The organism is Escherichia sp. E4742, from assembly GCF_005843885.1.
In the GTDB taxonomy this organism is placed as follows: domain Bacteria; phylum Pseudomonadota; class Gammaproteobacteria; order Enterobacterales; family Enterobacteriaceae; genus Escherichia.
Genome location: NZ_CP040443.1, coordinates 285839 through 309414, shown reverse-complemented (window position 1 = coordinate 309414; position 23576 = coordinate 285839). Strand labels below are relative to the sequence as shown.

Genomic DNA, 23576 nt, shown 5'->3' with positions numbered 1-23576 from the left:
TGCCATTGATAATGAGTTTATATGTTAATCTGTAAATTAATGTGAAAATTCTTATCTGACAGGCAGGTGCAATGGAGTGGTTAGTAAAAAAGACGTGTTGCAGCGCGGCGAAAAATCGTCACGTATTGGTCCTTAGTGATACCAGTGGTGCTCTCAAAATGATTGCCGAAGTGTGCAATGATGTCATTGTTCAGCCTGGTGATTTACTCTCACCGCTACAGGATGCTATGTACTGTATTAACCGGGATACACAACGCACAATTAAAGTTATTGATGCCCGAAGCTACAGTGGCGAAGAGTGGGAGAATGTACGCAAAACGGCCAGAAATCGTCAGTGATTTTTATTTCGAACTGGCAGGAAAATCAGCGTTAATCCACCCATAATACAGGCCACTCCAAGCAGTGCCTTCACAGAAAAAGTCCCTTCCCAGCCGGGAAGTACTATTGATGCAATCCATACCAGTACATAACTCACACTCAGCAAAGTATAGGCTTTACTGAGAGTGAGTTGATGAAGTGTTTTGTACCAACAAAAAACGGAAAGCAGATAACCCAGTAGCCCGATCACCAGCATCCGGGCATCCAGGCCAAAAGCCAAAAGCGCAGCGATAAATTCCCACAACTGCGTCATCGGCGGTAGATGACTTGCTGCAAAACCGAGGCTTAATTGTGCAGCAGAAGCAATAATGACGCTGAATAATCCCCACATCAGGCCCATTACACCGTGCTCCCCAAAATCACAATGCCGCCAATAATGAAGGCTACCCCACACCAGTGACGAAAAGACACTGGTTCGTGCCACAGTTTTATCGCAGCCAGCGTCACCCAGACAAAATTCAGACTCAACATTGGGTAAGCAATGCCTACCGGTACGTTCTGCAATACCAGCAGCCAGAGCAGCATTGCCAGCCCCAGACAAACCAATGCCAGCCCCAGCCACAGCGCGATATGTTTACGCCGTTTGTTTATCGCCACAAAGCACGTCGCCTGTTTCTGACAGAGTTGCCCGGCAACACTAAGCAAGCTGGCAAATACTAATATCAGCCAGATCATTTAGGCCGATACTGAAAGAGCACCAGACGTCCCTGATGATCGGTGGCGTCTGCAGGTGGAATGGGGAGACTGTTAATGTCTTCATCGTGGTCAACCGAAAGTACGAGAGTAATAATCCCCTCCTGACGATGCTTATTAAGCCAGTTGGCGAAATCATCACCGCTGACAAACCTGCCTTTCGCATCCGGGTAGTTAAGGCCATATTTCAACTCACCCGTCTGACGATACATGATGATGTCATCGCGTTGCAGACTCCATGCCAGACCTGCGGCAACGCCGACGCTATCAGTAAGAATATAGCGGCTCGGCTGGAGTGACTCTTGCGTCATCTCAACAAAAAACTGCGGATGTTTGCCTTCCATGACTCTATCAGGGATCGCAATACCCACGAGCAATGTCAGCCCCAACGGGCAAAGTGCCGCAAAAGGCCAGTTTTTTTCAATGTTCGTTAATGTGTACCAGCCGAAAAATGCCCATAGCGAAAAAATCGACCATGCGCAAAAGACTTTATAGATTTCGAAAGTTTGCCAGACTGGCGTACTCATTGGTCCCCAGGGAGAGACAACAAACGTGGCAATAATGCCAGTAACGCCAAATGCGATGTTAATCCAGCCATTAATTCGCAACGCCAGAGGATTATTTTTTGCTGCCTGCAACGCGTAATACGCCATCAACATCGCTAAAGGCGCAAAGCAGGAGAGAATATAGGTGGGTAATTTGCCTTTGGCGATGGAGAAAAACAGCAGTGGCATCACCGTCCAGCTCAACAAATAGACGGTTGCGGAATGATTGCGGTTTTTCCAGCCAGCACACAGTGCGCCGGGGAGTAATCCCAACCATGGCAGGCTACCGGCAATGATGACAGGCAAGTAGTACCAGAACGGGGCTTTATGTTGGGCATCATCCATCGCAAAGCGTTGAATATGCTCAACCCAGAAAAAATAGTGCCAGAAGTCAGGCTCCCGTTGCGCTATTGCTAACCCCCAGGGGAGAACCGTCAGCACACAACTGATGATTGCCAGCCAGCCGTAAATAAAGAAATCTTTCCAGCGTTTTTGCGTCGCCACCCACGGCAGCACGCTGAATACCGGCACGGCGAGGGCGAGAAAACCTTTGGTCATTATCCCCATACCGCAGGTGATTCCCAGCAGTAAAAATCCCGCGCTTTTGCCTTTCCACGTTTGCGCATCCATTGCCAACCAGAAGCTACACATTCCCGACACCAGCCAGAATGCAATAAACGGATCGAGCACGGCGTAAGTGCCGATGGCGTAGACAATAAACAGCGAGAGATAAATCACGGCGGCGAGTAGTGCCAGACGTTTATCGCGCCATAAGCGCAGAGTAAACCAGACCACCAGCGCGACGGTTAACAGGGTCGCAAAGATAACGCCTGCCCGAACACCAAAGTTATTCGCGCCAAATAGCCATTGCCCAATACTGTTAATCCAGTATCCGGCAATGGGTTTTTCGAAATAACGTAGCCCTAACAGATGGGGCACAATCCAGTCGCCGGAAGCCAGCATTTCCCGACTGATTTCCGCATAACGCGTTTCATCAGGTTGCCATAGCAGGCGATAATTAATCGGCAAGAGATAATAGACGGTAATAAACGCAAAGAATGCTGCGTAATAGCGAATGGATTTCATGGACGAGTTCCTGCAACTTGTTGGCAACCCAGCCAGCCTTCACGTCCAGCGATTCTTCCACGCACAACATGTCCGAGCGGCAACGTCTCCGGCAGCAGCTCGCCTAATGGACAAAACGTAATACCTTCACGGGCGGCACGCTTCAGGAGATCAACAAAATCAGGATGATAAGCACAACCTTCAACTTCAGCATGGATGGTATAAACCGGCGTCCCTTTATCTCGCAGGATGCGGTTGAGCAGCCAGCCATTAAAATCTTGCGCTTTCACATCCCGACCAATCACTTCATCCCAGGTGGGTAATGTCACCGGGATTTGCGCAGTGCCGGGTTTTCCTGATTCGAGCAAGGGACGAAACGGCATCGCCCCACGACAATCGCTGTTGTAGCGCAAATGGAACGCTTCTTTTGCTTCGATCACCTGTTGGTCGGCACGCCAGCCAGCGGCAGCGGAGCAGGTTATCGGTTGGCCGATAATCTCTTCCAGGGTGCGAAGGCCGCGTGCAATATCGTCGACCATCGTTTGCCGATCCCAGTTGCCGCTATGGGCTTGCCAGGCGTGGTGATCCCAGGCGTGCAGGCCAACTTCGTGGTATTTAGCCGCTTCACGAATGATATCGGCATTGGCATGACCAATCTCTTTACCTGGCCACGCTGTACCTGCCAGTAAAATATCCCAGCCATAAAGCGATGCCGCGTTTGAGCGCAGCATCTTCCACAAAAACTGTGGCTTCACCAGTCGCCAGAGATGGCGGCCCATATTGTCCGGGCCGACGCTGAAAAAAATGCTGGCCTGAATATTATACTTACTTAAGGTTTCCAGCAGACGTGGCACCCCTTCGCGGGTGCCACGAAAAGTATCGACATCAATACGTAAACCTACTTTGGTCATGATGACTTATCCGTAAGATCGACAGTGCGCAGGAAGAAATCCAGCGTTTCATCGATGGTTTCCTGCATATCAATTTTCGGTTCCCAGCCGAGGCAACGGCGGGCATTGCGGATGCTCGGTTTACGATGTGCCACGTCCTGATATCCTTTGCCGTAGTAACTGCTGCTTTCGACAACGCGAAAGCCCGCAAACGGTGGGAAGTGATGGCGCAGCGGATGTTTTTCGAAGCTCGCCAGCAGCATCTCGCCCAGTTCCTCAATGCTCGCTTCGTTATCAGGATTACCAATGTTGATAATTTCGCCGTCGCAGCGATTTCCCGCATTTTCGATAATGCGGTATAACGCCTCGATACCATCCCGAATATCAGTAAAGCAGCGTTTTTGTTTTCCGCCATCAATCAGCTTAATCGGTGAACCTTCCACCAGATTGAGAATGAGTTGCGTAATAGCGCGTGAGCTACCAATTCTCGCCGCATTAAGGTTATCCAGTCGTGGCCCCATCCAGTTAAACGGGCGGAAGAGGGTGAACTGCAACCCCTCTTTTTCGCCATAGGCCCAGATCACCCGATCAAGTAATTGTTTTGATACTGAATAAATCCAGCGTGGTTTATTCACCGGGCCGACGATTAAATTAGAATGGTCCTCATCGAAGTATTTATCGCTACACATCCCATAAACTTCTGAAGTCGACGGGAAGATGATTCGCTTACGGTACTTCACGCAATAACGGATAATGCGCAGATTCTCTTCAAAATCGAGCTCAAATACGCGCAGCGGATTGCGGGTATATTCAATCGGCGTGGCTATCGCCACCAGCGGCAACACGACATCACATTTTTTGACGTGATACTCAATCCATTCGGAATGAATGCTGATATCGCCTTCAACAAAATGAAAATGCGGATGATTCAGAAAACGGCTTATCGCGTCGCTGCCAATATCCAGACCGTAAACTTCATAGTGATCTTCGCGCAGCAGGCGTTCTGTCAAATGGTTACCGATAAAACCATTTACCCCGAGGATCAACACCCGGGTACGGCGTCGGGCGGTGCAGGCAGGCTGGCTATTCAAGCGTGAACCTTGCACCAGCCCCAGCGTCTGGGCTAATTGTGAGCCCTGCATAGTAATGCCGTCGCCCGCCTGTCCGGTGACGATTTCCAGCGCGCCATCACCACAGGCAATCAGCAACGGCGCAACAGAAATCACGCTTCCCGGCTGTGCTGCGGACGTATGAGGATGTACGCGTGACGACCAGACGGTAAATTTTTGATTACCAACATAGCTGAAGGCACCCGGCCACGGATCGGCGACGGCGCGGACCATGTTATGCAATACGGCTGCCGGTTTGTGCCACTCGAGGAAGCTGTCTTCTGGTGTTCTGCGACCAAAACAGGTGGCTTCGTTCTCGCGTTGGGCTATTTCCAGAATCTTACCGTGTTTAATGGAGGGTAACGTCTGTTCCAGTAACTGACGCGCGGCATGGCACAATTTATGATGTAGCGTAATGGCGATATCATCCGGCGCAATGGCAACGCGCAGTTGCGCCACAATGGCCCCGGCATCGGCACGTTTCACCATTCGGTGCAACGTAACGCCCGTTTCCGTTTCACCGTTCACCAGCACCCAGTTCAGCGGCGCGCGACCACGATATTTTGGTAACAGCGAACCATGCAGATTAAATGCACCTGCGGGAGCGAGCTGCAAAATCTCGTCGCAAATAAGATGGCGATAATAAAAAGAGAAAATCACCTCTGGTGATAGTTGGGCAATGCGTTCCACCCACAGCGGATGATTAACGTTATCCGGCGCATAAACCGGAATGCCTCTTTCCGCCGCCAGGCGAGCGACTGAACCATAAAAGGCTTTTTCACCGGGATTATCGGTATGGGTAAAAATGGCGCTAATTTCGTAACCGGCAGCCAGCAGGGCTTCAATACCGAGGCATCCCATATCGTGGTAGGCAAAAACGACGGTTTTCATTATTCATTTTCCTTGCTGGATGGACGGATAACTTGCTGAACAAAATAGCGGGGGCGGGCGCGGACATCGGTGTAGATCCTGCCAATATATTCACCGAGCAATCCCATGCCGATAAACTGAGCGCCAATAAAAGTAAACAGCACGGCAAATAGCATAAAGACGCCTTCCGCGGCCCATTGTGGTCCGAAGGTCAGGCGTAAAATCACCAGTAATACCGCGATGCTAAAACCTCCAATCGCAATAATGCTGCCGAGCAGACTCAGCATACGTAGCGGTGTGGTCGTGAGGCAGGTCACCAGGTCGTACATCAAATTAATCAGGCGCATAAAGCTATATTTGGATTCACCAAATTCACGCTCGGCATGATGCACTGGAATTTCAATGGCGCGGCGGGCGAAGATATTCGCCAGAATTGGGATGAAGGTGCTGCGTTCATGGCAGTGCAACATGGCATCGACAATATGACGGCGATAGGCGCGCAACATACAGCCGTAGTCGCCCATCGCTTTGCCGGTGGTGCGCTGGATTAGCCGGTTAATCATCTTTGATGCCGTTTTACGAAACCAGGTGTCCTGGCGGTTCTGACGCACAGTTCCTACCACGTCGTAACCTTCATCGGCTTTTTCCACCAGACGGGGGATCTCCTCTGGCGGATTCTGGAGATCGGCATCAAGAGTAATGATTAAGTCGCCGGTAACGTGACTGAATCCCGCCATAATTGCCGAATGTTGTCCGTAATTGCGATTAAGCAAAATGGACACAATATGGCTGCCCTCCGTTTGTGAGGCATCGACCAGCATTTGCGCGGAGTTGTCGTTACTGCCGTCATCAACAAGCAGTATTTCATACTCTTTGCCCAGCGATTCACAGGCTGCGGTGGTGCGCCTGATTAATTCCGGTAAACTTTCCTGCTCGTTATAAACGGGAATAACCACCGAGACTTTCTTAACAGGGTGGATTTCAAACATGGCTTAATGTCCTGCGAGTTGCTGAAGGGCAGTGATGACGCGGTCGGCATCGTCGGTGGTCATATCCGGGAAAAGCGGCAACGAACAGATGCGTTCGCTATTCCATTCCGTATTTGGCAACGACAGCATGGGAAAACGCTTGCGGTAATATTTTTGCGTGTGGGCAGCTCGGAAATGTAACCCGGTTCCAATGCCCATTTTTTTTAACGCTTCCATCAGGGCATCCCGGCTGATACCACAACGATGTTCATCAACACGAATAATAAACAGATGCCAGGCGTGAACGTGCGACCATGTAGGAACGCTTAAAGGCTGGAAAGGGAGATCCTCCAGTGCATATTGATATCGCAGGGCAATTTCGCGCCGACGAGTGTTGAGTTGCTCTAATTTATTCAACTGCGTCAGAGCTATCGCAGCGTTAATATCGGTCAGATTGTACTTATAGCCCGGCGTTAATACTTCTGCTTGCGGGGCTCGTCCCCAGGTTTGCCTGTCGTAAGCATCGACGCCCAGACCATGAAATTTCAACATGCGTAACTGGCGGGCGAGGTTTTCATTATCGGTAACGATCAGGCCGCCTTCCGCGCAGGTAATATTTTTGATGGCGTGGAACGAAAAAATAGCGGTGCCCTTTGCACCAGTATGCTGACCTTTGTAATACGTACCGACGGCGTGGGCGGCATCTTCAATGACCGCGATACCGTGGCGTTCAGCAATGGCGCGAATGGCGTCAATATCTGCTGGCGCTCCGGCATAATGCACCGGGATAATCGCTTTGGTGTAGGGCGTAATGGCCGCTTCGATCGCTTCAGGCGTGATCATCAGCGTATCGCGATCAACATCCACCATCACCGGCGTTGCGCCCAACAGGGAGATCATATTGAGGGTTGAAACCCAGGTCATGGAGGGTGTGATGACTTCATCATCAGCGCCAATCCCCAGCGCCATCAGCGTGATATGCATTCCAGCAGTGGCCGAGCTGACTGCGATGGCATGTTGATTTCCGGTCAACTTACAAAAGGCCACTTCCAGTGCCTGATTCTTCGGGCCAGTGGTTATCCACCCGGATTCGAAAACCTCTTGAACTGCAGCGAGTTCTTCCGCGCCTATTGCCGGACGCGAAAAAGGTAAAAAGTCTGACATTGTTTTTCCTTCGGCCATTGAATACCGTTCCCCGCTATTCGCTAATATTTGTCATAGGGAACGCTATATGTATTTTGCCATTTGGAATGGAATTCTAAGGTTAGAATATTAATTTAACCTTAAGGAATGAATATAAGACTTAAATATTATTTTTTTGTTTTTTTTATCTTATTCGGGCTTTTAATTTGACAAGATTTAAGGCATTTTGCGTGCATCGTTAATGTTTTAATATTATCCCAGCCACTATTTATCGGTGAAAATGTCGTTTGTTTTTGCGGTCATTTAGCTGGCTACGCTTGTCTATAGGTGGAACTCAGGTGTTAGCTTTTTGTCGGACTTCGTTGAAGTCTAAAAAATATATCTACATTTTACTGGTACTTGCTGTAATTGCCGGGTTGGGTAGTCATGCTGCCTGGAGTAGCAATGGGTTGCCACGAATCGACAATAAAACGTTGGCAAGGCTGGCGCAGCAGCACCCGGTGGTGGTTCTGTTTCGCCATGGAGAACGCTGCGATCGTTCCTCCAATCAATGCTTGTCAGACAAAACAGGTATTACGGTAAATGGCTCTCAGGATGCGCGTGAACTGGGCAAAGCCTTCAGCGCAGATATCCCTGATTTCGATCTTTATTCCAGTAATACCGTTCGAACTATTCAGTCGGCAACCTGGTTTTCTGCGGGCAAAAAACTGACGGTAGATAAACGACTGCTACAATGTGGTAATGAGATTTATAGCGCAATTAAAGACTTACAAAGTAAAGCGCCTGATAAAAATATCGTTATTTTCACCCATAACCATTGTCTGACCTATATCGCGAAAGATAAACGTAACGTGACATTTAAACCAGATTATCTGGATGGACTGGTGATGCATGTGGAAAACGGTAAAGTTTTACTGGATGGGGAATTTGTCAATCACTGATCTTTGAATCTGACAGCCAGTAATGGCTGTCATCACTATCACAGAAGACCCTTCAAACGTAACGTTTTCTGAGTGGCGACATTCAAATCGTATTGCGCCAGATCTTCAGGTTTTACCCATGCGTATTCCTGAAACTCTTCGTTAATTTTCACTTCACGGTTGGCAGAAACGCAGTCAAAGATCAGGTAAATCATATAAATCTCTTCCTTGCGACCATCTGCATATGTCTTGATGCGAATATCATCACTGAACGTCCACGGCGTGATGTCCGTAAGAATCAGTTGGTCGCCAAGCTCTTCTCTGATTTCACGACGTAATGCTTCTTCAATGCGCTCACCGGGTTCTACGCCGCCGCCAGACAGTGCCCATTGTCCGGGGAAAACGCCGCGATCGTCAGCCATTTTACACAGCAGATAAGCACCATCATTTTGAATTAAGGGACAAACTATAGTCCGTTGCCGCATGGGAATATTCCTTACCACCGAAAATAAAAACAAAAGAATACGGCAATGGATCAACACGTGAAAGTGGCATTGGCCTTTTTTGCGACGATAAACACGATGATTATTTTGGTGGCAATCGATTTTTGCTGGCTACTTTTTCTGCACTTAATTATTCAAGAAGTATTTAGTTACAATAAGTTAGCAGATCGCTTTTTTCACGCATTGAATCCTCTGTATCAGGCAGTACAATCCCGCAGCTTTGGGGACTTTTAATTATCTTCTTGCGGGAAAAGGTAAAAATGAAAAAATTTGCGCTGCCAGTTCTGGCTGGAATGCTATTGGTTTCTGCATCGGCAAATGCGATAAGCATTAGCGGTCAGGCGGGAAAAGAATATACCAATATTGGTGTCGGTTTCGGTACTGAATCGACCGGTCTGGCATTAAGCGGTAACTGGACACATAACGATGACGACGGTGACGTCGCGGGCGTCGGTCTGGGATTGAATCTGCCGCTGGGACCGTTAATGGCAACGGTGGGCGGTAAAGGTGTTTACACCAATCCGAATGACGGCGATGAAGGCTATGCCGCAGCGGTAGGCGGTGGCTTGCAGTGGCAAATTGGCGATAGCTTCCGTCTGTTTGGCGAGTATTACTACTCTCCGGATTCGCTCTCCAGCGGTATTAAAAGTTATGAAGAAGCGAATGCTGGCGCGCGTTACACCATTATGCGTCCGATCAGCATTGAGGCGGGCTATCGCTACCTGAACCTGTCGGGGAAAGACGGCAACCGCGATAACGCGGTGGCTGACGGCCCATATGTCGGGGTTAGCGCCAGCTTTTGATGCCTTCCGGCGCGGCGTTCTGCCGCGCCATTCAGTTTCTTACTACGCCTTATCTCCCTTTGCGTTATAGTGATTCGATAACAAAAGCAGGAGATAACCATGTTAAAAGTGGAAATGTTATCCACCGGGGATGAAGTGTTACACGGGCAAATCGTGGACACTAACGCTGCCTGGCTGGCGGATTTTTTCTTTCACCAGGGACTGCCATTATCTCGCCGCAATACAGTGGGCGATAACCTTGATGATTTAGTGACCATTCTTCGCGAACGTAGTCAGCACGCCGATGTACTGATCGTCAATGGCGGGCTGGGGCCGACCAGTGATGATTTAAGCGCACTCGCCGCAGCGACCGCCAAAGGTGAAAACCTGGTTCTTCATGAAGCCTGGCTTAAAGAGATGGAACATTATTTCCGCGAACGTGGTCGCGTGATGGCGCCGAGCAACCGTAAACAGGCGGAACTGCCAGCGAGTGCCGAGTTCATCAATAACCCCGTAGGCACCGCCTGTGGTTTTGCCGTGCAGCTTAATCGTTGCCTGATGTTCTTTACCCCCGGCGTACCGTCAGAATTTAAGGTGATGGTCGAGCATGAAATCCTGCCGCGCCTGCGTGAGCGTTTTTCTTTGCCACAGCCGCCGGTTTGCCTGCGCCTGACCACCTTTGGTCGTTCGGAAAGCGATCTGGCGCAAAGCCTGGATGCGTTGCAACTGCCACCAGGTGTGACGATGGGCTATCGCTCCTCCATGCCGATTATTGAACTAAAACTCACTGGACCGGCAAGCGAGCAACAGGCGATGGAAAAACTATGGCTGGACGTTAAACGCGTCGCCGGACAGAGCATGATTTTCGAAGGCACCGAAGGCCTGCCTGCACAAATCAGTCGCGAACTGCAAAGCCGCCAGTTCAGTCTGACGTTGAGTGAGCAATTCACCGGTGGCTTGCTGTCTTTGCAACTTTCTCGCGCTGGTGCGCCATTACTGGCGTGTGAAGTGGTTCCTTCACAGGAAGAGACCCTGGCGCAAACCGCGCACTGGATCACAGAGCGGCGGGCCAACCACTTTGCCGGGCTGGCGCTGGCTGTTTCTGGTCTGGAAGATGAGCATCTCAACTTTGCGCTGGCTACGCCAGACGGCACTTTCGCCCTGCGAGTACATTTCAGCACCACGCGCTACAGTCTGGCTATTCGTCAGGAAGTGTGTGCAATGATGGCGCTTAATATGCTGCGGCGCTGGCTAAACGGCCTGGATATTGTCAGCGAGCATGGCTGGATTGAGGTTGTTGAGTCTATGACTTTAACTGCCTGATCAGTCACTCAGTGCCGGTTTTACCACACCGGCACGTTCCCTCCGACAAAGTTTGTCCAACCTGTTGTACTCAATAAGAAAAAATCCGTGCGCTGATTCACAAATTTGTACGTAATTTCTCCAGTCCGCTGGACGAGAAACGGGATTTGACGCGCTTCACAATTTTACTCCCCCTGAGCAACGAGACTGATTCCAGTATCTAAGACTGGAGTCCAGTATGTTGGAATCAAGCAAAGTTCCCGCCCTGACACGGGCTATTGATATTCTCAATTTAATTGCCCGCATTGGTCCCTGTAGTGCTGCAACGATCATCGACACATTGGGGATACCTAAAAGCACGGCCTATTTGCTGCTTAACGAACTCAGACGCCAGCGTTTTCTTAGCCTTGATCACCAGGAAAATTTTTGTTTGTGGACCAGGCTGGTGGAGCTTTCCGGTCATGCGTTAAGCAAGATGGATCTCCGGGAACTGGCACGACCGCGTTTGACGCAACTTATGGATACCACTGGGCTGTTATGCCACCTGGGGATCATCGATAACGGATGCGCATATTACATTTTAAAAGTGGAATCATCAGCCACTATCAGCGTGCGTTCCCATGAAGGAAAAAGCCTTTCGCTTTATCGCTCCGGAATAGGTAAATGCCTGCTTGCCTGGCAACCTGAAGCTGTACAGCAAAGTATTATCGAAAGGCTGGTCTGGGAACAGGCAACACCCACCACGATTACTTATCCACAGCAGCTCCACGAGGAACTGGCGCGTATTCGCCGTCAGGGCTGGAGCTATGACAACGGCGAAGATTACGCCGATGTTCGTTGCGTCGCCGCGCCGGTTTTTAACGCCAATAACGAACTTACCGCCGCGATCTCGGTGGTCGGGACTCGCTTACAAATCAATGAAGAATACCGTGATTATCTGGCGGGCAAAGCCATCGCCTGCGCCAGGGATATTTCACGTCTGTTGGGATGGAAAAGTCCCTTTGACTTACTGGCCTCATAACAATGGAGAACATCATGACCCTACCAAAAATCAAACAGGTTCGCGCCTGGTTTACCGGCGGTGCGACGGCAGAAAAAGGTGCTGGCGGCGGTGATTATCACGATCAGGGGGCGAATCACTGGATTGACGATCATATTGCCACCCCGATGAGTAAATACTGCGATTACGAGCAGTCCCGCCAGTCATTTGGCATTAACGTTCTGGGCACATTGATTGTTGAGGTTGAAGCTGAAAACGGGCAGACCGGATTCGCCGTTTCAACTGCAGGTGAAATGGGGTGCTTTATCGTCGAAAAACACCTTAACCGTTTCATTGAGGGCAAATATGTCAGTGATATCAAACTGATCCACGATCAAATGCTCAATGCCACCCTGTATTACTCCGGTTCTGGTGGCCTGGTGATGAACACGATTTCCTGTGTCGATCTGGCTCTGTGGGATCTGTTCGGGAAAGTGATCGGGCTTCCGGTTTACAAACTTTTAGGCGGCGCAGTCCGTGATGAAATTCAGTTCTACGCCACGGGCGCGCGCCCGGATCTGACAAAAGAGATGGGATTTATCGGCGGCAAGATGCCGACGCACTGGGGGCCACATGATGGCGATGCGGGCATCCGCAAAGACGCCGCCATGGTCGCGGATATGCGTGAAAAATGCGGTGAAGATTTTTGGTTAATGCTCGATTGCTGGATGAGTCAGGACGTGAACTACGCCACCAGAGTGGCTCACGCTTGCGCCCCCTATAACCTGAAATGGATCGAAGAGTGCCTGCCGCCACAGCAATATGAAGGTTATCGCGAACTAAAACGCAACGCACCAGCAGGGATGATGGTCACCAGTGGCGAGCACCACGGCACACTGCAATCTTTCCGTACGCTTTCAGAAACCGGTATCGACATTATGCAGCCAGATGTGGGCTGGTGCGGTGGCTTAACCACGCTGGTGGAAATTGCCGCAATTGCCAAATCACGCGGGCAGCTGGTGGTGCCGCACGGTTCGTCTGTTTACTCCCACCATGCGGTGATCACCTTCACCAATACGCCATTCAGCGAATTCCTGATGACCAGCCCGGATTGTTCAACGATGCGTCCGCAGTTTGACCCGATTCTGCTCAATGAACCTGTACCGGTGAATGGTCGTATTCACAAATCAGTACTTGATAAACCTGGTTTCGGCGTCGAACTCAATCGTGACTGCAATCTGAAACGCCCTTACAGCCACTAATCACTCCGGGCGTTGCTGTGACAACGGTAACGTCCACATATTCTAAGGAGCTTTTATGAGCACCGCTTTGCTTGACGCCGTGGTGAAGAAAAACCGCGCGCGTTTGATCCCGTTTATGTTGGCGCTGTACGTGCTGGCGTTTCTCGATCGTTCGAATATTGGTTTTGCCAAACAGACCTACCAGATTGATACCGGGCTGAGTAATGAAGCTTATGCGCTGGGGGCGGGGATTTTCTTTGTGGTTTACGCCTTTCTTGGTGTTCCGGCGAATCTGTTGATGCGCAAACTGGGGGCCAGAACCTGGATTGGTACGACGACACTGCTGTGGGGATTTCTTTCGGCGGCAATGGCATGGGCCGATACTGAAGCGAAATTTCTGATAGTTCGCACTCTGCTTGGCGCTGCGGAAGCCGGGTTCTTCCCTGGTATGATTTATCTCACTTCGCAATGGTTTCCGCAGCGTAATCGCGCCAGCATTATGGGGCTGTTCTATATGGGCGCACCGCTGGCGTTAACGCTGGGATCACCGCTCTCCGGCGCGCTTCTGGAGATGCATGGATTTATGGGGCACCCCGGCTGGTTCTGGATGTTTGTGATAGAGGGATTGCTGGCAGTAGGCGCTGGAGTATTCACTTTCTTTTGGCTTGATGACACACCGGAGCAGGCACGTTTTCTGAGCAAAGAAGAAAAAACATTGCTCATTAATCAACTGGCCGGTGAAGAGCAACAGAAAGTGACTTCACGACTGAGCGATGCGCTGCGTAATGGGCGAGTCTGGCAACTGGCAATTATCTACCTGACCATTCAGGTGGCGGTTTACGGGTTAATTTTCTTCCTGCCGACACAGGTTGCAGCTTTGCTGGGGACAAAAGTGGGCTTCATGGCTTCAGTTGTCACCGCCATTCCGTGGGTTGCAGCATTGTTTGGGACCTGGCTGATTCCGCGCTATTCCGATAAAACCGGCGAACGGCGCAATGTCGCGGCGCTGACTTTACTGGCTGCGGGCATTGGTATTGGTCTTTCTGGGCTGCTTTCGCCGGTACTGGCGATCGTTGCATTGTGTGTCGCAGCAATAGGGTTTATTGCAGTGCAACCAGTGTTCTGGACGATGCCGACACAACTACTTTCAGGTACTGCTCTGGCGGCGGGGATTGGTTTTGTAAACCTGTTTGGCGCAGTGGGGGGATTTATCGCCCCAATTCTGCGTGTGAAAGCAGAAACGCTGTTTGCCAGCGATGCGGCAGGTTTGCTGACGCTGGCAGCGGTAGCGATCATCGGTTCGCTGATTATCTTCACTCTGCGTGTAAATCGCGCTATTGCGCAGACCAACGTGGCACATCATTAACAGGTTAAGGAACACGATGAACGCATTATTAACCAACCCCTTCAAAGAACGCTTACGCAAGGGCGAAGTACAAATTGGTCTGTGGTTAAGCTCAACCACCGCCTATATGGCAGAAATTGCTGCCACCTCCGGTTATGACTGGTTGCTGATTGACGGGGAGCATGCGCCAAACACCATTCAGGATCTTTATCACCAGTTACAGGCGATAGCGCCCTATGCCAGCCAGCCCGTAATCCGTCCGGTGGAGGGGAGTAAGTCGCTGATTAAACAAGTCCTGGATATTGGTGCGCAAACTCTACTGATTCCTATGGTCGATACTGCCGAGCAGGCACGTCAGGTGGTGTCTGCCACGCGCTATCCTCCATACGGAGAACGTGGTGTCGGGGCTAGTGTTGCACGGGCTGCGCGCTGGGGACGCATTGAGAATTACATGGCGCAAGTCAACGATTCGCTTTGTCTGCTGGTGCAGGTGGAAAGTAAAACGGCGCTGGATAATCTGGACGAAATCCTCGACGTCGAAGGGATTGATGGCGTGTTTATTGGGCCTGCGGATCTTTCTGCGTCATTGGGCTACCCGGATAACGCCGGGCATCCGGAAGTGCAGCGTATTATTGAAACCAGCATCCGGCGGATCCGCGCTGCGGGTAAAGCGGCTGGTTTTCTGGCTGTGGCTCCTGATATGGCGCAGCAATGCCTGGCGTGGGGAGCGAACTTTGTCGCCGTTGGCGTCGACACCATGCTCTACAGTGATGCCCTCGACAAGCGACTGGCGATGTTTAAATCAGGCAAAAATGGGCCACGCATAACAGGAAGTTATTGATATCAAAGGCCCATGGGGATTGCTTGTGGGCCTGTGTTAATTAGTGGTTATTCGCTGCCAGATCGGTTTCGCTTAGTTGGGTGGCTGCGAGCACCAGGTCACGATCAATGCCCTGCTCCAGCATGCGCAAAGCGATTTTAATGGCTTGTTCATGCATGCCTTCTTGCCAGCCTTCAATCTTACCTTCCTGCCAGCCAATTTGATGCCCTTCCTGCCGTAGCCGTTCAGCAATGGTCATTAATCTCTCCTTTTGTAGTGGTGAACGTTCGGCAATCTCCTCAATAAAGCGGGTGAAACGGGAGGTATCGCCGCATTGCAGCAGATAATTAAACAGCGTTTGTACCTGGCTGTCATTAGTGAAGCCTCTAACCAAAAGTGTGGTGATCCTGTCGACCATACCGATTAAATCGCGGTCGCGAATATGCTTTTGAATCAGTTCCAGCAGAGCTATACGCCGATGTTGCATAATCTCATCGTCAGGCACGATGGTGATATCCACCAACGGAAAAGCCTCGGTATAGAGCTGTCGGGCAAGTTGCGGATCGTTAAATTCATCCAGCCAGTTGAGAGAATACGGGTAGGGCGAGGTTTCGCCATGATAAAACAGCAATGGCACTACCAGCGGGACTTTGTCATAACCTTTATCCAGGTGACGCTGCATGGCGGCGGTGGCATAGCGCATCAGCCGAAAGGCCATATTCTTTTCTGCAGAACTTTGATGTTCAATCACACAGTAGATATAACCTTCGCCGTCGCTGGTTTCTACCGACCACAAAACATCCGAGTAGTAAGCGCGTAAACTTTTTTCAATAAAACTGGTGGGTTCCAGGCGTAAGGTTTGCAGGTTGCAAAGCTTACGTAGCGGTTCCGGCAGGTGTATTTCCAGAAAATCCCGTGCGGTTTTGGGCGAGAACATAAATGTTTTAAACACCGCATCATGCGGGGAGGATGTTGTTGATTCAGTCATGGTTGTCCGTCACCTGATTATTATGATGACGGGACATTACGGGGATCGCAGGCCGATGGCATCTGGCAGTTTTAGCCTTTGCGAGACGTTTTCAGAGGAATTTTCACTGCGATGCAACGCATACATTGGGTACGGAACCGTGCACGCAAAAATGCCCGATAAGCCATGAACTCATCGGGCATCAGAAGGTCGCTTAAGCCAGCGCTTTTGCCAGCAGTGTGATCGGATGCTCGCAGCGAAGGCTTGTGGACATCTCAATCTGCCATTTGCAGGTTTCGCAGTCGGTAACGACCAGATCCGCGCTGCTCTCTTCTATCTGGCGGAACAGTGGTGCGCCGATGGCTTGTGAGGTGGGGTAGTTCTCTTTTTTGAAACCGTAAGTACCCGCAATACCGCAGCACTGGGAGTCCAGCACTGTCAGCTCAAGTCCCGGGATCTTACGTAAAAGTTCCAGGGTGTAGAGCGTCCAGCCCATTTTTTCCATATGGCACGGCGTGTGATAAACCACTTTCAGCGGCAGCGTTTTCAGCGGTAACGTTTTTCCTTCGTCCAGCTTGCGCCACAGCCAGCGGGTCGCCAGTTCGATATGATCGCGTAAGCCTTTGTTGTCGACATTCAGCACTTCCGGATATTCGTCGCGCAGGGCAAATGTACAGGTTGAGGAGGTGGCAATCACCGGAATGCCTTTTACTCCCACAGCTTCGCGGATCGACTCTACATTTGTGATTGCCTGTTTACGTGCTTTATCGGTAAAACCGTTGGCGATCAGCGGTACGCCGCAGCATTTTTCTTTGCTGAGCAGTTGTACACCGGTACCCATTGCGTTGAGCACTTTAATTAAATCTTTACCTAACTGCGGATGGTTGTAGTTAACGAAGCAGCCGTGAAAGAAAGCGACCTGGTCTTTATATTGTGCCTGCTGAGCGGCCACGCTGCGATACCAGCGACGGAAAGTGCCGAAAGAGTATTTTGGCAACGTGCGGCGATGGTCAATTTTTAAGGCTGCATCAAGCAGCTGCCGCACTGGTTTCAGCGAGGTAGCGGTGTTGACGATTGGTGCGAACGGCGTGGAAACGCTACCCATCAGGTCGGTATGACTCAACACAAAATTGCGCAGCGACGGGCGTGTGGTGTCATATTTCGCCCGGGCGCGCTGGATGATATCGCCAATCTTCACATCGGACGGGCAGGCGACCTCGCAACGTTTGCAGTTAATGCAATATTTCAGCGCCTCGTCATACAGTGCGCCATCTTTCAGACGCAGACGCTCGCCATCCGGCCCGGCTTGTTTTGGCCCCGGATATCCCGGATTCACCCGGCTCACCGGGCAGGCGGTGGTACAGACGGTGCACTTAATGCAGTTTTCGAAGCTGGTATCGTTCATTGTTGGCCTCCTGCGCGTTGGGCAATCTGTTGAGCGGCATGTAAAGCACTGACAGCACAAACACCACCGCCGCATCCCTGGGCGATGGGATCAAATCCGCCCAGCACCGAACCGATGGCAAACAGGTTCTCTACTGTTTGACCAGCCTGTGACGGGCGTAGCGCCTCGTCAGTGGTCACGCCGAACTGTTGCCACGGTTGCGCAGCAAAAAAGTCACTTCTATACCACTCACCCCGCGTGGCAGTTTGCAGTACATCAAGGCCGAGAATCGGCTCACGAATGCCGTCGCGTTCTGCCACCAGCCCGCCGCTAAAGAAACTGCCGCTGGCAAGTACCGCAAAGCGCGGACGTAGCGGAATATCGGCGTGATTGCGGGTCCAGATTTCGCTCACCACGCCGTTTTTGCAGGTCACTTTTTTCACTTCATCGCCCGGTATCCACACGCCGCCCTGGCGCACAAACTGGCGCTGTAACTGGTTTTGCAGACGAATACCCAGCACGGAAGGCGGCAGCGTTGGCAAAAGCATAAGTGAACAAGGTAGTTTTTCATTCAACCAACGCCACAGTTTGTCATCGGCCAGGCCGAAGCAGGCGGGCATCAGGATCATTTCACAGGTATTGGCGACAGGGATTAGCGCATCAATTAACAGCGGCCAGTTTTCTTCGTTATCAAGGAAACGGGCGATATTCACCGCGCGAAACTCGGTGGCGTTATTGCGTAGCACATCCAGTTCCGGCAGTTCTATTTCTGCGGTTTCAACCGAAAGATCCAGTTCACGTAACGAAGCTGCTGCAAGATGTGCCTGAAAATCCATTAGCCCGCTGATACCTACCACACATATCTTCTTCGCTGGCAACGGCCAGACGGGGACTTCTGGCGAGCTTAGCCATGTTGAGCGCAGAGTGCCGAGTGGTGTAACCCGCTGGTGAGCCAGTTCCACGCTACCCTGCAATTGTGCACCGCTTTCAGCGATCAAGGCCTGTGCCCTGCAAGCGAGATCGAGCACGCGCTGTGAGCCGAGAACACTGTAAGGGTGGGCAGGTGCCTGATGGCACAAAGACTCCAGCCCTGCATGAATGTCGGCCACCGGTTGACCGTCCGGTAGATGGCTCAGTAAATCCAGCGATCCGGATGAGAAATGCAGAGCGCTCTGTCCACGGGTGACAATGGCACAGCGCAGACCGTGTTTTTGCAATTGCAGACCGCAGAGTAATCCGGCAAGACCGCCGCCCATAATGACAGTATCAAATCGCATCTTTCTGCTCCTTCTCCAGACCACAAAGTCCCTGATAAACCCAGCGGGTAAATTCGCTTTCGCGCAGCGCATCGCCCCAGGCAATAGGTTGCACGCCTTTCCAGCGTTCGTTAAGGAAGGTGGAAAGTTGCTCGATAGATTGCGCAGATGTGGTGACATTAAAGCGTTGCAGCAGTCCTGCGGCGCGGCAGGCGCAGAGTTCGCCCTGGCAGGTACCCATTCCCACACGGGTACGACGACGCAAATCTAACAGGCTATTAACGTTTAAATTCTCTACTGCGTACTGCACTTCTCCTGCAGTGACGGCTTCGCATTCACAGACCAGGCTGCGGTGCAAACGACCCTCACTTAACCAGGCAGGCGTGCGATCGCCATGACGGTAAACCGCAGAACCGCGCAGCGGGGCAGGCAGGGAGATGACTTTACGCAAGGTAACTTCAGCGGGTTCCTGTGAACCAGGAAGTGCCAGATCGGCGGTCGTACAGGGGCGCGTGTTGCCCAGTTTGCGACATACCGCGTCGGTAGCCCATTCCGCCATCAGACGATAGGTCATCAGTTTGCCGCCGGTAATGGTGATAAATCCGTCCAGCCCATCGCGTTCGGCGTGATCGAGCAGCACGATGCCGCGACTGACGTTACGTCCGCTCGGGTCGTCATCGCTGGCAACCAGTGGGCGCACGCCAGAGTAGGCTCGCAGAATACGCGTTTTCGCCATCACCGGAGCCAGTTTTTCCCCTTCACGCAGCAGAATATCCACTTCTTCTGCTGTCACCCGGTTGTCGTCGATTTCATTGTAATCAATACGTAAAGAGGTGGTGCCAATCAGCGAAATGGTATCGCCAGGCACCAGAATATCGGCGTCGGAAGGTTTACGGCAGCGGTTGATCACATGCTGATTAATGCGGTGGTCCATGATCAGCAGCGATCCTTTCGCCGGGAACATGCGAATGCGCAGATCGGCATACTCGGCAATGTGTTGCCCCCAGATCCCGGCGGCATTAACTACGACAGGCGCATGAAGTGCCTGAGTTTCGCCGGTGAGATGATTACGTACACGAACACCGCACACCATCGCGCCTTCACGAATTAGTCCCGTAACTTCATGAGCAGTAAGGATAACGGCACCATGTTCTTTTGCATCGAGCATGTTCGCTGCGGTCAGCCGGAATGGGTCAACGGTGCCATCCGGAACTTTTACCGCGCCAATCAGTGCCGGGTTAACGGAAGGTTCGATAATGCGTGCTTGCTGTGGATCAATGGCTTCAGCACTGATTCCAGCCTCTTCGCAAGCACGAATAAAAGTCGCCTGGAAGGAGAGATCATCTTCCGGCAGGGTGATAAACAGGCCGTTGGTTGGTTCGACACAGTGACGCGCAATGCGTTTTAAAATCTGGTTTTCACTAATACATTCGCGGGCTGATTCCGCATCGGTAACCGCATACCGTGCGCCGCTGTGCAGCAGACCGTGGTTACGCCCGGTGGCTCCCGTTGCGATGTCGTGGCGTTCAACCAAAATCACTTTCAGCCCGCGCAGGGCACAGTCGCGGGCAATCCCGGCTCCCGTTGCGCCGCCGCCAATGATAATCACGTCACTTGTTTGCGAATCGCGAGTTTTCATTGTTATCCCTCAAAAGTTCGTTTTGTCTCATTTAGCCACAGAAAAAACATGTATTGTTTGATTTCGCGCATAATCGCTCATAATTCGAAAGTGAAACGTGATTTCATGCGTCATTCTGAACATTTTGTGAATCTTATTTAATAATGTGTGCGTTAATTCACATTTAATTTATGAATGTTTTCTTAACATCGCGGCAACTCAAGAAACGGCGGGTTCTTCCATTGAATCAGGCTGTTAATCATAAATAAGACCACGGCCACGGAGGCTATAAATGTTGAGTATTTTTAAACCAGCGCCACACAAGGCGCGCTTACCTGCTGAGGAGATCGACCCGACTTATCGTCGATTACGCTGGCAAATTTTCCTGGGGATATTCTTTGGCTATGCTGCTTACTATTTGGTTCGTAAGAACTTTGCTCTCGCGATGCCCTACCTGGTGGAGCAGGGGTTCTCACGTGGTGATTTAGGTTTTGCCCTTTCAGGGATCTCAATTGCTTACGGATTTTCGAAATTCATCATGGGGTCGGTGTCGGACCGCTCGAATCCGCGCGTTTTCCTGCCAGCAGGTTTGATTCTTGCTGCGGCAGTGATGCTATTTATGGGCTTTGTGCCGTGGGCGACTTCCAGTATTGCGGTGATGTTCGTGCTGCTGTTCCTCTGCGGTTGGTTCCAGGGGATGGGATGGCCGCCGTGCGGTCGTACTATGGTGCACTGGTGGTCGCAGAAAGAACGTGGCGGCATTGTGTCGGTGTGGAACTGTGCGCATAACGTCGGTGGTGGTATTCCGCCGCTGTTGTTCTTGCTGGGGATGGCCTGGTTCAATGACTGGCACGCGGCGCTTTATATGCCGGCTTTCTGTGCCATTCTGGTGGCTCTGTTCGCCTTTGCGATGATGCGCGATACCCCGCAATCATGTGGCCTGCCGCCGATCGAAGAGTACAAAAATGATTACCCGGACGACTATAACGAAAAAGCAGAACAGGAACTGACCGCGAAACAGATCTTCATGCAGTACGTGCTGCCGAATAAACTGCTGTGGTACATCGCCATCGCCAACGTGTTCGTCTATCTGCTGCGCTACGGTATCCTCGACTGGTCACCGACTTACCTGAAAGAGGTGAAACACTTCGCGCTGGATAAATCTTCCTGGGCCTACTTCTTCTATGAGTATGCGGGCATTCCAGGCACTCTGCTGTGCGGCTGGATGTCAGATAAAGTTTTCCGTGGCAACCGTGGGGCAACAGGCGTCTTCTTTATGACTCTGGTGACCATCGCGACTATTGTTTACTGGATGAACCCGGCAGGCAACCCAACTGTCGATATGATTTGTATGATTGTTATCGGCTTCCTGATCTACGGCCCAGTCATGCTGATTGGTCTGCACGCGCTGGAACTGGCGCCGAAGAAAGCGGCAGGTACGGCGGCGGGCTTTACCGGACTGTTTGGTTACCTTGGTGGCTCCGTAGCGGCAAGCGCGATTGTCGGCTACACCGTTGACTACTTTGGCTGGGATGGCGGCTTCATGGTGATGATTGGCGGCAGCATCCTGGCGGTTATCTTGTTAATTGTCGTGATGATTGGCGAAAAACGTCGCCATCAGGAATTACAGCAAAAACGCAACGGAGGCTAATGGCATGAAATTGACGCTGAAAAACCTTAGCATGGCTATCATGATGAGTGGAATGATCATGGGAAGCAGTGCAATGGCGGCGGATAACAGTGAGAAAATAGTGATTGCCCATCGTGGCGCCAGTGGTTATTTGCCGGAGCATACGCTGCCTGCAAAGGCGATGGCGTATGCTCAGGGGGCCGATTATCTTGAACAGGATTTGGTGATGACGAAGGACGACCATCTGGTCGTTCTGCATGACCACTATCTTGACCGGGTAACCGATGTCGCCGATCGTTTCCCGGATCGGGCGCGTAAAGATGGCCGTTACTACGCGATAGATTTTACACTGGATGAAATTAAGTCTTTAAAATTCACTGAAGGCTTCGATATTGAAAACGGTAAAAAAGTGCAGACTTTTCCCGGGCGTTTCCCGATGGGTAAATCTGACTTCCGGGTGCACACTTTCGAAGAGGAAATTGAATTTGTTCAGGGGCTAAACCATTCGACCGGGAAAAATATTGGTATCTATCCAGAGATTAAAGCGCCGTGGTTCCATCATCAGGAAGGGAAGGATATTGCGGCAAAAACCCTGGAAGTGCTGAAGAAATATGGTTACACCAGCAAAGGGGATAAAGTTTATTTGCAATGCTTTGATGCCGATGAGCTGAAACGCATTAAAAATGAGCTGGAACCGAAAATGGGCATGGATCTCAATCTGGTTCAGTTGATTGCTTATACTGACTGGAATGAAACTCAGCAGAAACAGCCGGACGGAACCTGGGTAAATTACAGCTATGACTGGATGTTTAAGCCGGGTGCCATGAAGCAGGTGGCGGAATATGCCGACGGTATTGGCCCCGATTACCATATGGTGATTGATGATAAATCGCAGCCGGGTAATATCAAGCTTACCGGAATGGTAAAAGATGCACAGCAGAATAAGCTGGTGGTGCATCCTTATACCGTGCGGGCCGACAAGCTACCGGAATATGCCACCGATGTGAATCAATTGTATGACGCTCTGTATAACAAAGCAGGTGTTAATGGGCTGTTTACGGACTTCCCGGATAAGGCAGTAAAATTCCTCAATAAAGAGTAAATTCAGTGTCGGATGGCACTTATGTGCCATCCGGTGCCTCTCTTCATTCACACCCCTGCACATAGC

23 protein-coding genes are annotated in these 23576 nt (G+C 51.1%); 11 read left to right on the top strand and 12 right to left on the bottom strand.

All coding sequences use genetic code 11. From position 1 onward, the window contains the following. Window positions 1–71: 71 nt before the first annotated feature. Window positions 72–338 carry a signal transduction protein PmrD gene (gene pmrD, locus FEM44_RS01495; RefSeq protein WP_135521786.1) on the top strand — a complete coding sequence of 89 codons (267 nt, stop codon included), beginning with the start codon at window positions 72–74 and terminating at the stop codon, window positions 336–338. Here the strand turns inward: pmrD and arnF are convergent. Genes arnF through arnB form a run of 7 tightly spaced genes read right to left on the bottom strand, consistent with a single transcriptional unit; the run spans window position 332 to window position 7682 of the window. After that, window positions 332–718, bottom strand: a complete 387-nt coding sequence (gene arnF / locus FEM44_RS01490) for a 4-amino-4-deoxy-L-arabinose-phosphoundecaprenol flippase subunit ArnF (RefSeq protein ID WP_135521788.1) — start codon at window positions 716–718, stop codon at window positions 332–334. The genes pmrD and arnF overlap by 7 nt on opposite strands. After that, the gene (gene arnE / locus FEM44_RS01485; RefSeq protein ID WP_135521790.1) at window positions 718–1053 is read right to left on the bottom strand and encodes a 4-amino-4-deoxy-L-arabinose-phosphoundecaprenol flippase subunit ArnE; all 336 of its coding nucleotides are present in this window, start codon (window positions 1051–1053) and stop codon (window positions 718–720) included. The genes arnF and arnE overlap by 1 nt, the downstream gene beginning before the upstream one ends. Beyond that, window positions 1050–2702: a lipid IV(A) 4-amino-4-deoxy-L-arabinosyltransferase gene (gene arnT, locus FEM44_RS01480; RefSeq protein WP_135521792.1), complete on the bottom strand. Its 1653-nt coding sequence runs from the start codon at window positions 2700–2702 to the stop codon at window positions 1050–1052. The genes arnE and arnT overlap by 4 nt, the downstream gene beginning before the upstream one ends. Continuing rightward, the gene (gene arnD, locus FEM44_RS01475; protein WP_130217006.1) at window positions 2699–3592 is read right to left on the bottom strand and encodes a 4-deoxy-4-formamido-L-arabinose-phosphoundecaprenol deformylase; all 894 of its coding nucleotides are present in this window, start codon (window positions 3590–3592) and stop codon (window positions 2699–2701) included. Before arnD ends, arnT begins: the two co-directional genes overlap by 4 nt. Beyond that, window positions 3589–5571 carry a bifunctional UDP-4-amino-4-deoxy-L-arabinose formyltransferase/UDP-glucuronic acid oxidase ArnA gene (gene arnA, locus FEM44_RS01470; RefSeq protein ID WP_135521794.1) on the bottom strand — a complete coding sequence of 661 codons (1983 nt, stop codon included), beginning with the start codon at window positions 5569–5571 and terminating at the stop codon, window positions 3589–3591. The genes arnD and arnA overlap by 4 nt, the downstream gene beginning before the upstream one ends. Further along, window positions 5571–6539, bottom strand: a complete 969-nt coding sequence (gene arnC / locus FEM44_RS01465; protein WP_135521796.1) for an undecaprenyl-phosphate 4-deoxy-4-formamido-L-arabinose transferase — start codon at window positions 6537–6539, stop codon at window positions 5571–5573. Before arnC ends, arnA begins: the two co-directional genes overlap by 1 nt. A 3-nt stretch (window positions 6540–6542) precedes the next feature. Then, window positions 6543–7682, bottom strand: a complete 1140-nt coding sequence (arnB, locus tag FEM44_RS01460; RefSeq protein WP_135521798.1) for a UDP-4-amino-4-deoxy-L-arabinose aminotransferase — start codon at window positions 7680–7682, stop codon at window positions 6543–6545. 317 nt (window positions 7683–7999) lie between these two features. Here arnB and ais point away from each other — a divergent pair, with 317 nt between their 5' ends. Continuing rightward, window positions 8000–8602: a lipopolysaccharide core heptose(II)-phosphate phosphatase Ais gene (gene ais / locus FEM44_RS01455; protein WP_135521799.1), complete on the top strand. Its 603-nt coding sequence runs from the start codon at window positions 8000–8002 to the stop codon at window positions 8600–8602. Between the two features lie 38 nt (window positions 8603–8640). Here the strand turns inward: ais and nudI are convergent, their stop codons facing one another. Then, window positions 8641–9066 (bottom strand): nucleoside triphosphatase NudI, encoded by a 426-nt coding sequence (nudI, locus tag FEM44_RS01450; protein ID WP_135521801.1) that lies wholly within the window; start codon window positions 9064–9066, stop codon window positions 8641–8643. Between the two features lie 45 nt (window positions 9067–9111). On the opposite strand from nudI, the gene FEM44_RS01445 reads away from it, so the two are divergent. From FEM44_RS01445 to yfaU, 7 genes are all read left to right on the top strand, one after another. Beyond that, entirely contained in the window at window positions 9112–9318 is a 207-nt protein-coding gene (locus FEM44_RS01445) for a hypothetical protein (protein ID WP_135521803.1), read from the top strand. A 26-nt stretch (window positions 9319–9344) separates the two neighbouring features. Continuing rightward, window positions 9345–9887, top strand: coding sequence for a YfaZ family outer membrane protein (locus FEM44_RS01440; RefSeq protein WP_135521805.1), 543 nt, complete (start codon window positions 9345–9347; stop codon window positions 9885–9887). 99 nt (window positions 9888–9986) lie between these two features. Next, the gene (locus FEM44_RS01435) at window positions 9987–11189 is read left to right on the top strand and encodes a nicotinamide mononucleotide deamidase-related protein YfaY (protein WP_135521807.1); all 1203 of its coding nucleotides are present in this window, start codon (window positions 9987–9989) and stop codon (window positions 11187–11189) included. Between the two features lie 217 nt (window positions 11190–11406). Continuing rightward, on the top strand, window positions 11407–12189 hold the full coding sequence (locus FEM44_RS01430) for an IclR family transcriptional regulator (protein ID WP_135521809.1): 783 nt from the start codon (window positions 11407–11409) through the stop codon (window positions 12187–12189). Between the two features lie 14 nt (window positions 12190–12203). Continuing rightward, window positions 12204–13409, top strand: coding sequence for an L-rhamnonate dehydratase (rhmD, locus tag FEM44_RS01425; RefSeq protein ID WP_135521811.1), 1206 nt, complete (start codon window positions 12204–12206; stop codon window positions 13407–13409). 55 nt (window positions 13410–13464) lie between these two features. After that, window positions 13465–14754 (top strand): MFS transporter, encoded by a 1290-nt coding sequence (locus FEM44_RS01420; RefSeq protein ID WP_135521813.1) that lies wholly within the window; start codon window positions 13465–13467, stop codon window positions 14752–14754. A gap of 16 nt (window positions 14755–14770) precedes the next feature. Beyond that, window positions 14771–15574 carry a 2-keto-3-deoxy-L-rhamnonate aldolase gene (yfaU, locus tag FEM44_RS01415; RefSeq protein ID WP_135521815.1) on the top strand — a complete coding sequence of 268 codons (804 nt, stop codon included), beginning with the start codon at window positions 14771–14773 and terminating at the stop codon, window positions 15572–15574. Window positions 15575–15614: 40 nt separating this feature from the next. On the opposite strand, the gene FEM44_RS01410 is transcribed toward yfaU, so the two are convergent. From FEM44_RS01410 to glpA, 4 genes are all read right to left on the bottom strand, one after another. Beyond that, window positions 15615–16541 carry an ISNCY family transposase gene (locus FEM44_RS01410; protein ID WP_135521817.1) on the bottom strand — a complete coding sequence of 309 codons (927 nt, stop codon included), beginning with the start codon at window positions 16539–16541 and terminating at the stop codon, window positions 15615–15617. A 193-nt stretch (window positions 16542–16734) separates the two neighbouring features. Then, a complete protein-coding gene (gene glpC / locus FEM44_RS01405) occupies window positions 16735–17925 on the bottom strand; it encodes an anaerobic glycerol-3-phosphate dehydrogenase subunit GlpC (RefSeq protein WP_135521819.1) in 1191 nt (396 codons plus the stop codon). Next, window positions 17922–19181, bottom strand: a complete 1260-nt coding sequence (glpB, locus tag FEM44_RS01400) for a glycerol-3-phosphate dehydrogenase subunit GlpB (protein ID WP_135521820.1) — start codon at window positions 19179–19181, stop codon at window positions 17922–17924. The genes glpC and glpB overlap by 4 nt, the downstream gene beginning before the upstream one ends. Next, window positions 19171–20799, bottom strand: a complete 1629-nt coding sequence (gene glpA / locus FEM44_RS01395) for an anaerobic glycerol-3-phosphate dehydrogenase subunit A (RefSeq protein WP_135521822.1) — start codon at window positions 20797–20799, stop codon at window positions 19171–19173. Before glpA ends, glpB begins: the two co-directional genes overlap by 11 nt. Before the next feature lie 271 nt (window positions 20800–21070). Here glpA and glpT point away from each other — a divergent pair, with 271 nt between their 5' ends. Together glpT and glpQ are read left to right on the top strand one after the other, a co-directional pair. Next, the gene (glpT, locus tag FEM44_RS01390; protein ID WP_135521824.1) at window positions 21071–22429 is read left to right on the top strand and encodes a glycerol-3-phosphate transporter; all 1359 of its coding nucleotides are present in this window, start codon (window positions 21071–21073) and stop codon (window positions 22427–22429) included. A gap of 4 nt (window positions 22430–22433) precedes the next feature. Continuing rightward, complete coding sequence (gene glpQ, locus FEM44_RS01385) at window positions 22434–23510, top strand: glycerophosphodiester phosphodiesterase (RefSeq protein ID WP_135521826.1); 1077 nt, start codon at window positions 22434–22436, stop codon at window positions 23508–23510. Window positions 23511–23576 lie beyond the last annotated feature (66 nt).

Excerpts from the sequence above, each read along its gene's own strand:
- glpQ (WP_135521826.1), top strand. The coding sequence starts at position 22,434 with ATGAAATTGACGCTGAAAAACCTTAGCATGGCTATCATGATGAGTGGA.
- glpC (WP_135521819.1), bottom strand. The coding sequence starts at position 17,925 with ATGAACGATACCAGCTTCGAAAACTGCATTAAGTGCACCGTCTGTACC.
- glpA (WP_135521822.1), bottom strand. The coding sequence starts at position 20,799 with ATGAAAACTCGCGATTCGCAAACAAGTGACGTGATTATCATTGGCGGC.
- arnF (WP_135521788.1), bottom strand. The coding sequence starts at position 718 with ATGGGCCTGATGTGGGGATTATTCAGCGTCATTATTGCTTCTGCTGCA.
- arnD (WP_130217006.1), bottom strand. The coding sequence starts at position 3,592 with ATGACCAAAGTAGGTTTACGTATTGATGTCGATACTTTTCGTGGCACC.
- glpT (WP_135521824.1), top strand. The coding sequence starts at position 21,071 with ATGTTGAGTATTTTTAAACCAGCGCCACACAAGGCGCGCTTACCTGCT.
- arnC (WP_135521796.1), bottom strand. The coding sequence starts at position 6,539 with ATGTTTGAAATCCACCCTGTTAAGAAAGTCTCGGTGGTTATTCCCGTT.
- FEM44_RS01410 (WP_135521817.1), bottom strand. The coding sequence starts at position 16,541 with ATGACTGAATCAACAACATCCTCCCCGCATGATGCGGTGTTTAAAACA.
- nudI (WP_135521801.1), bottom strand. The coding sequence starts at position 9,066 with ATGCGGCAACGGACTATAGTTTGTCCCTTAATTCAAAATGATGGTGCT.
- arnT (WP_135521792.1), bottom strand. The coding sequence starts at position 2,702 with ATGAAATCCATTCGCTATTACGCAGCATTCTTTGCGTTTATTACCGTC.
- pmrD (WP_135521786.1), top strand. The coding sequence starts at position 72 with ATGGAGTGGTTAGTAAAAAAGACGTGTTGCAGCGCGGCGAAAAATCGT.
- FEM44_RS01440 (WP_135521805.1), top strand. The coding sequence starts at position 9,345 with ATGAAAAAATTTGCGCTGCCAGTTCTGGCTGGAATGCTATTGGTTTCT.
- yfaU (WP_135521815.1), top strand. The coding sequence starts at position 14,771 with ATGAACGCATTATTAACCAACCCCTTCAAAGAACGCTTACGCAAGGGC.
- FEM44_RS01420 (WP_135521813.1), top strand. The coding sequence starts at position 13,465 with ATGAGCACCGCTTTGCTTGACGCCGTGGTGAAGAAAAACCGCGCGCGT.
- FEM44_RS01435 (WP_135521807.1), top strand. The coding sequence starts at position 9,987 with ATGTTAAAAGTGGAAATGTTATCCACCGGGGATGAAGTGTTACACGGG.
- arnE (WP_135521790.1), bottom strand. The coding sequence starts at position 1,053 with ATGATCTGGCTGATATTAGTATTTGCCAGCTTGCTTAGTGTTGCCGGG.
- glpB (WP_135521820.1), bottom strand. The coding sequence starts at position 19,181 with ATGCGATTTGATACTGTCATTATGGGCGGCGGTCTTGCCGGATTACTC.
- arnB (WP_135521798.1), bottom strand. The coding sequence starts at position 7,682 with ATGTCAGACTTTTTACCTTTTTCGCGTCCGGCAATAGGCGCGGAAGAA.
- FEM44_RS01445 (WP_135521803.1), top strand. The coding sequence starts at position 9,112 with ATGGATCAACACGTGAAAGTGGCATTGGCCTTTTTTGCGACGATAAAC.
- rhmD (WP_135521811.1), top strand. The coding sequence starts at position 12,204 with ATGACCCTACCAAAAATCAAACAGGTTCGCGCCTGGTTTACCGGCGGT.
- arnA (WP_135521794.1), bottom strand. The coding sequence starts at position 5,571 with ATGAAAACCGTCGTTTTTGCCTACCACGATATGGGATGCCTCGGTATT.
- FEM44_RS01430 (WP_135521809.1), top strand. The coding sequence starts at position 11,407 with ATGTTGGAATCAAGCAAAGTTCCCGCCCTGACACGGGCTATTGATATT.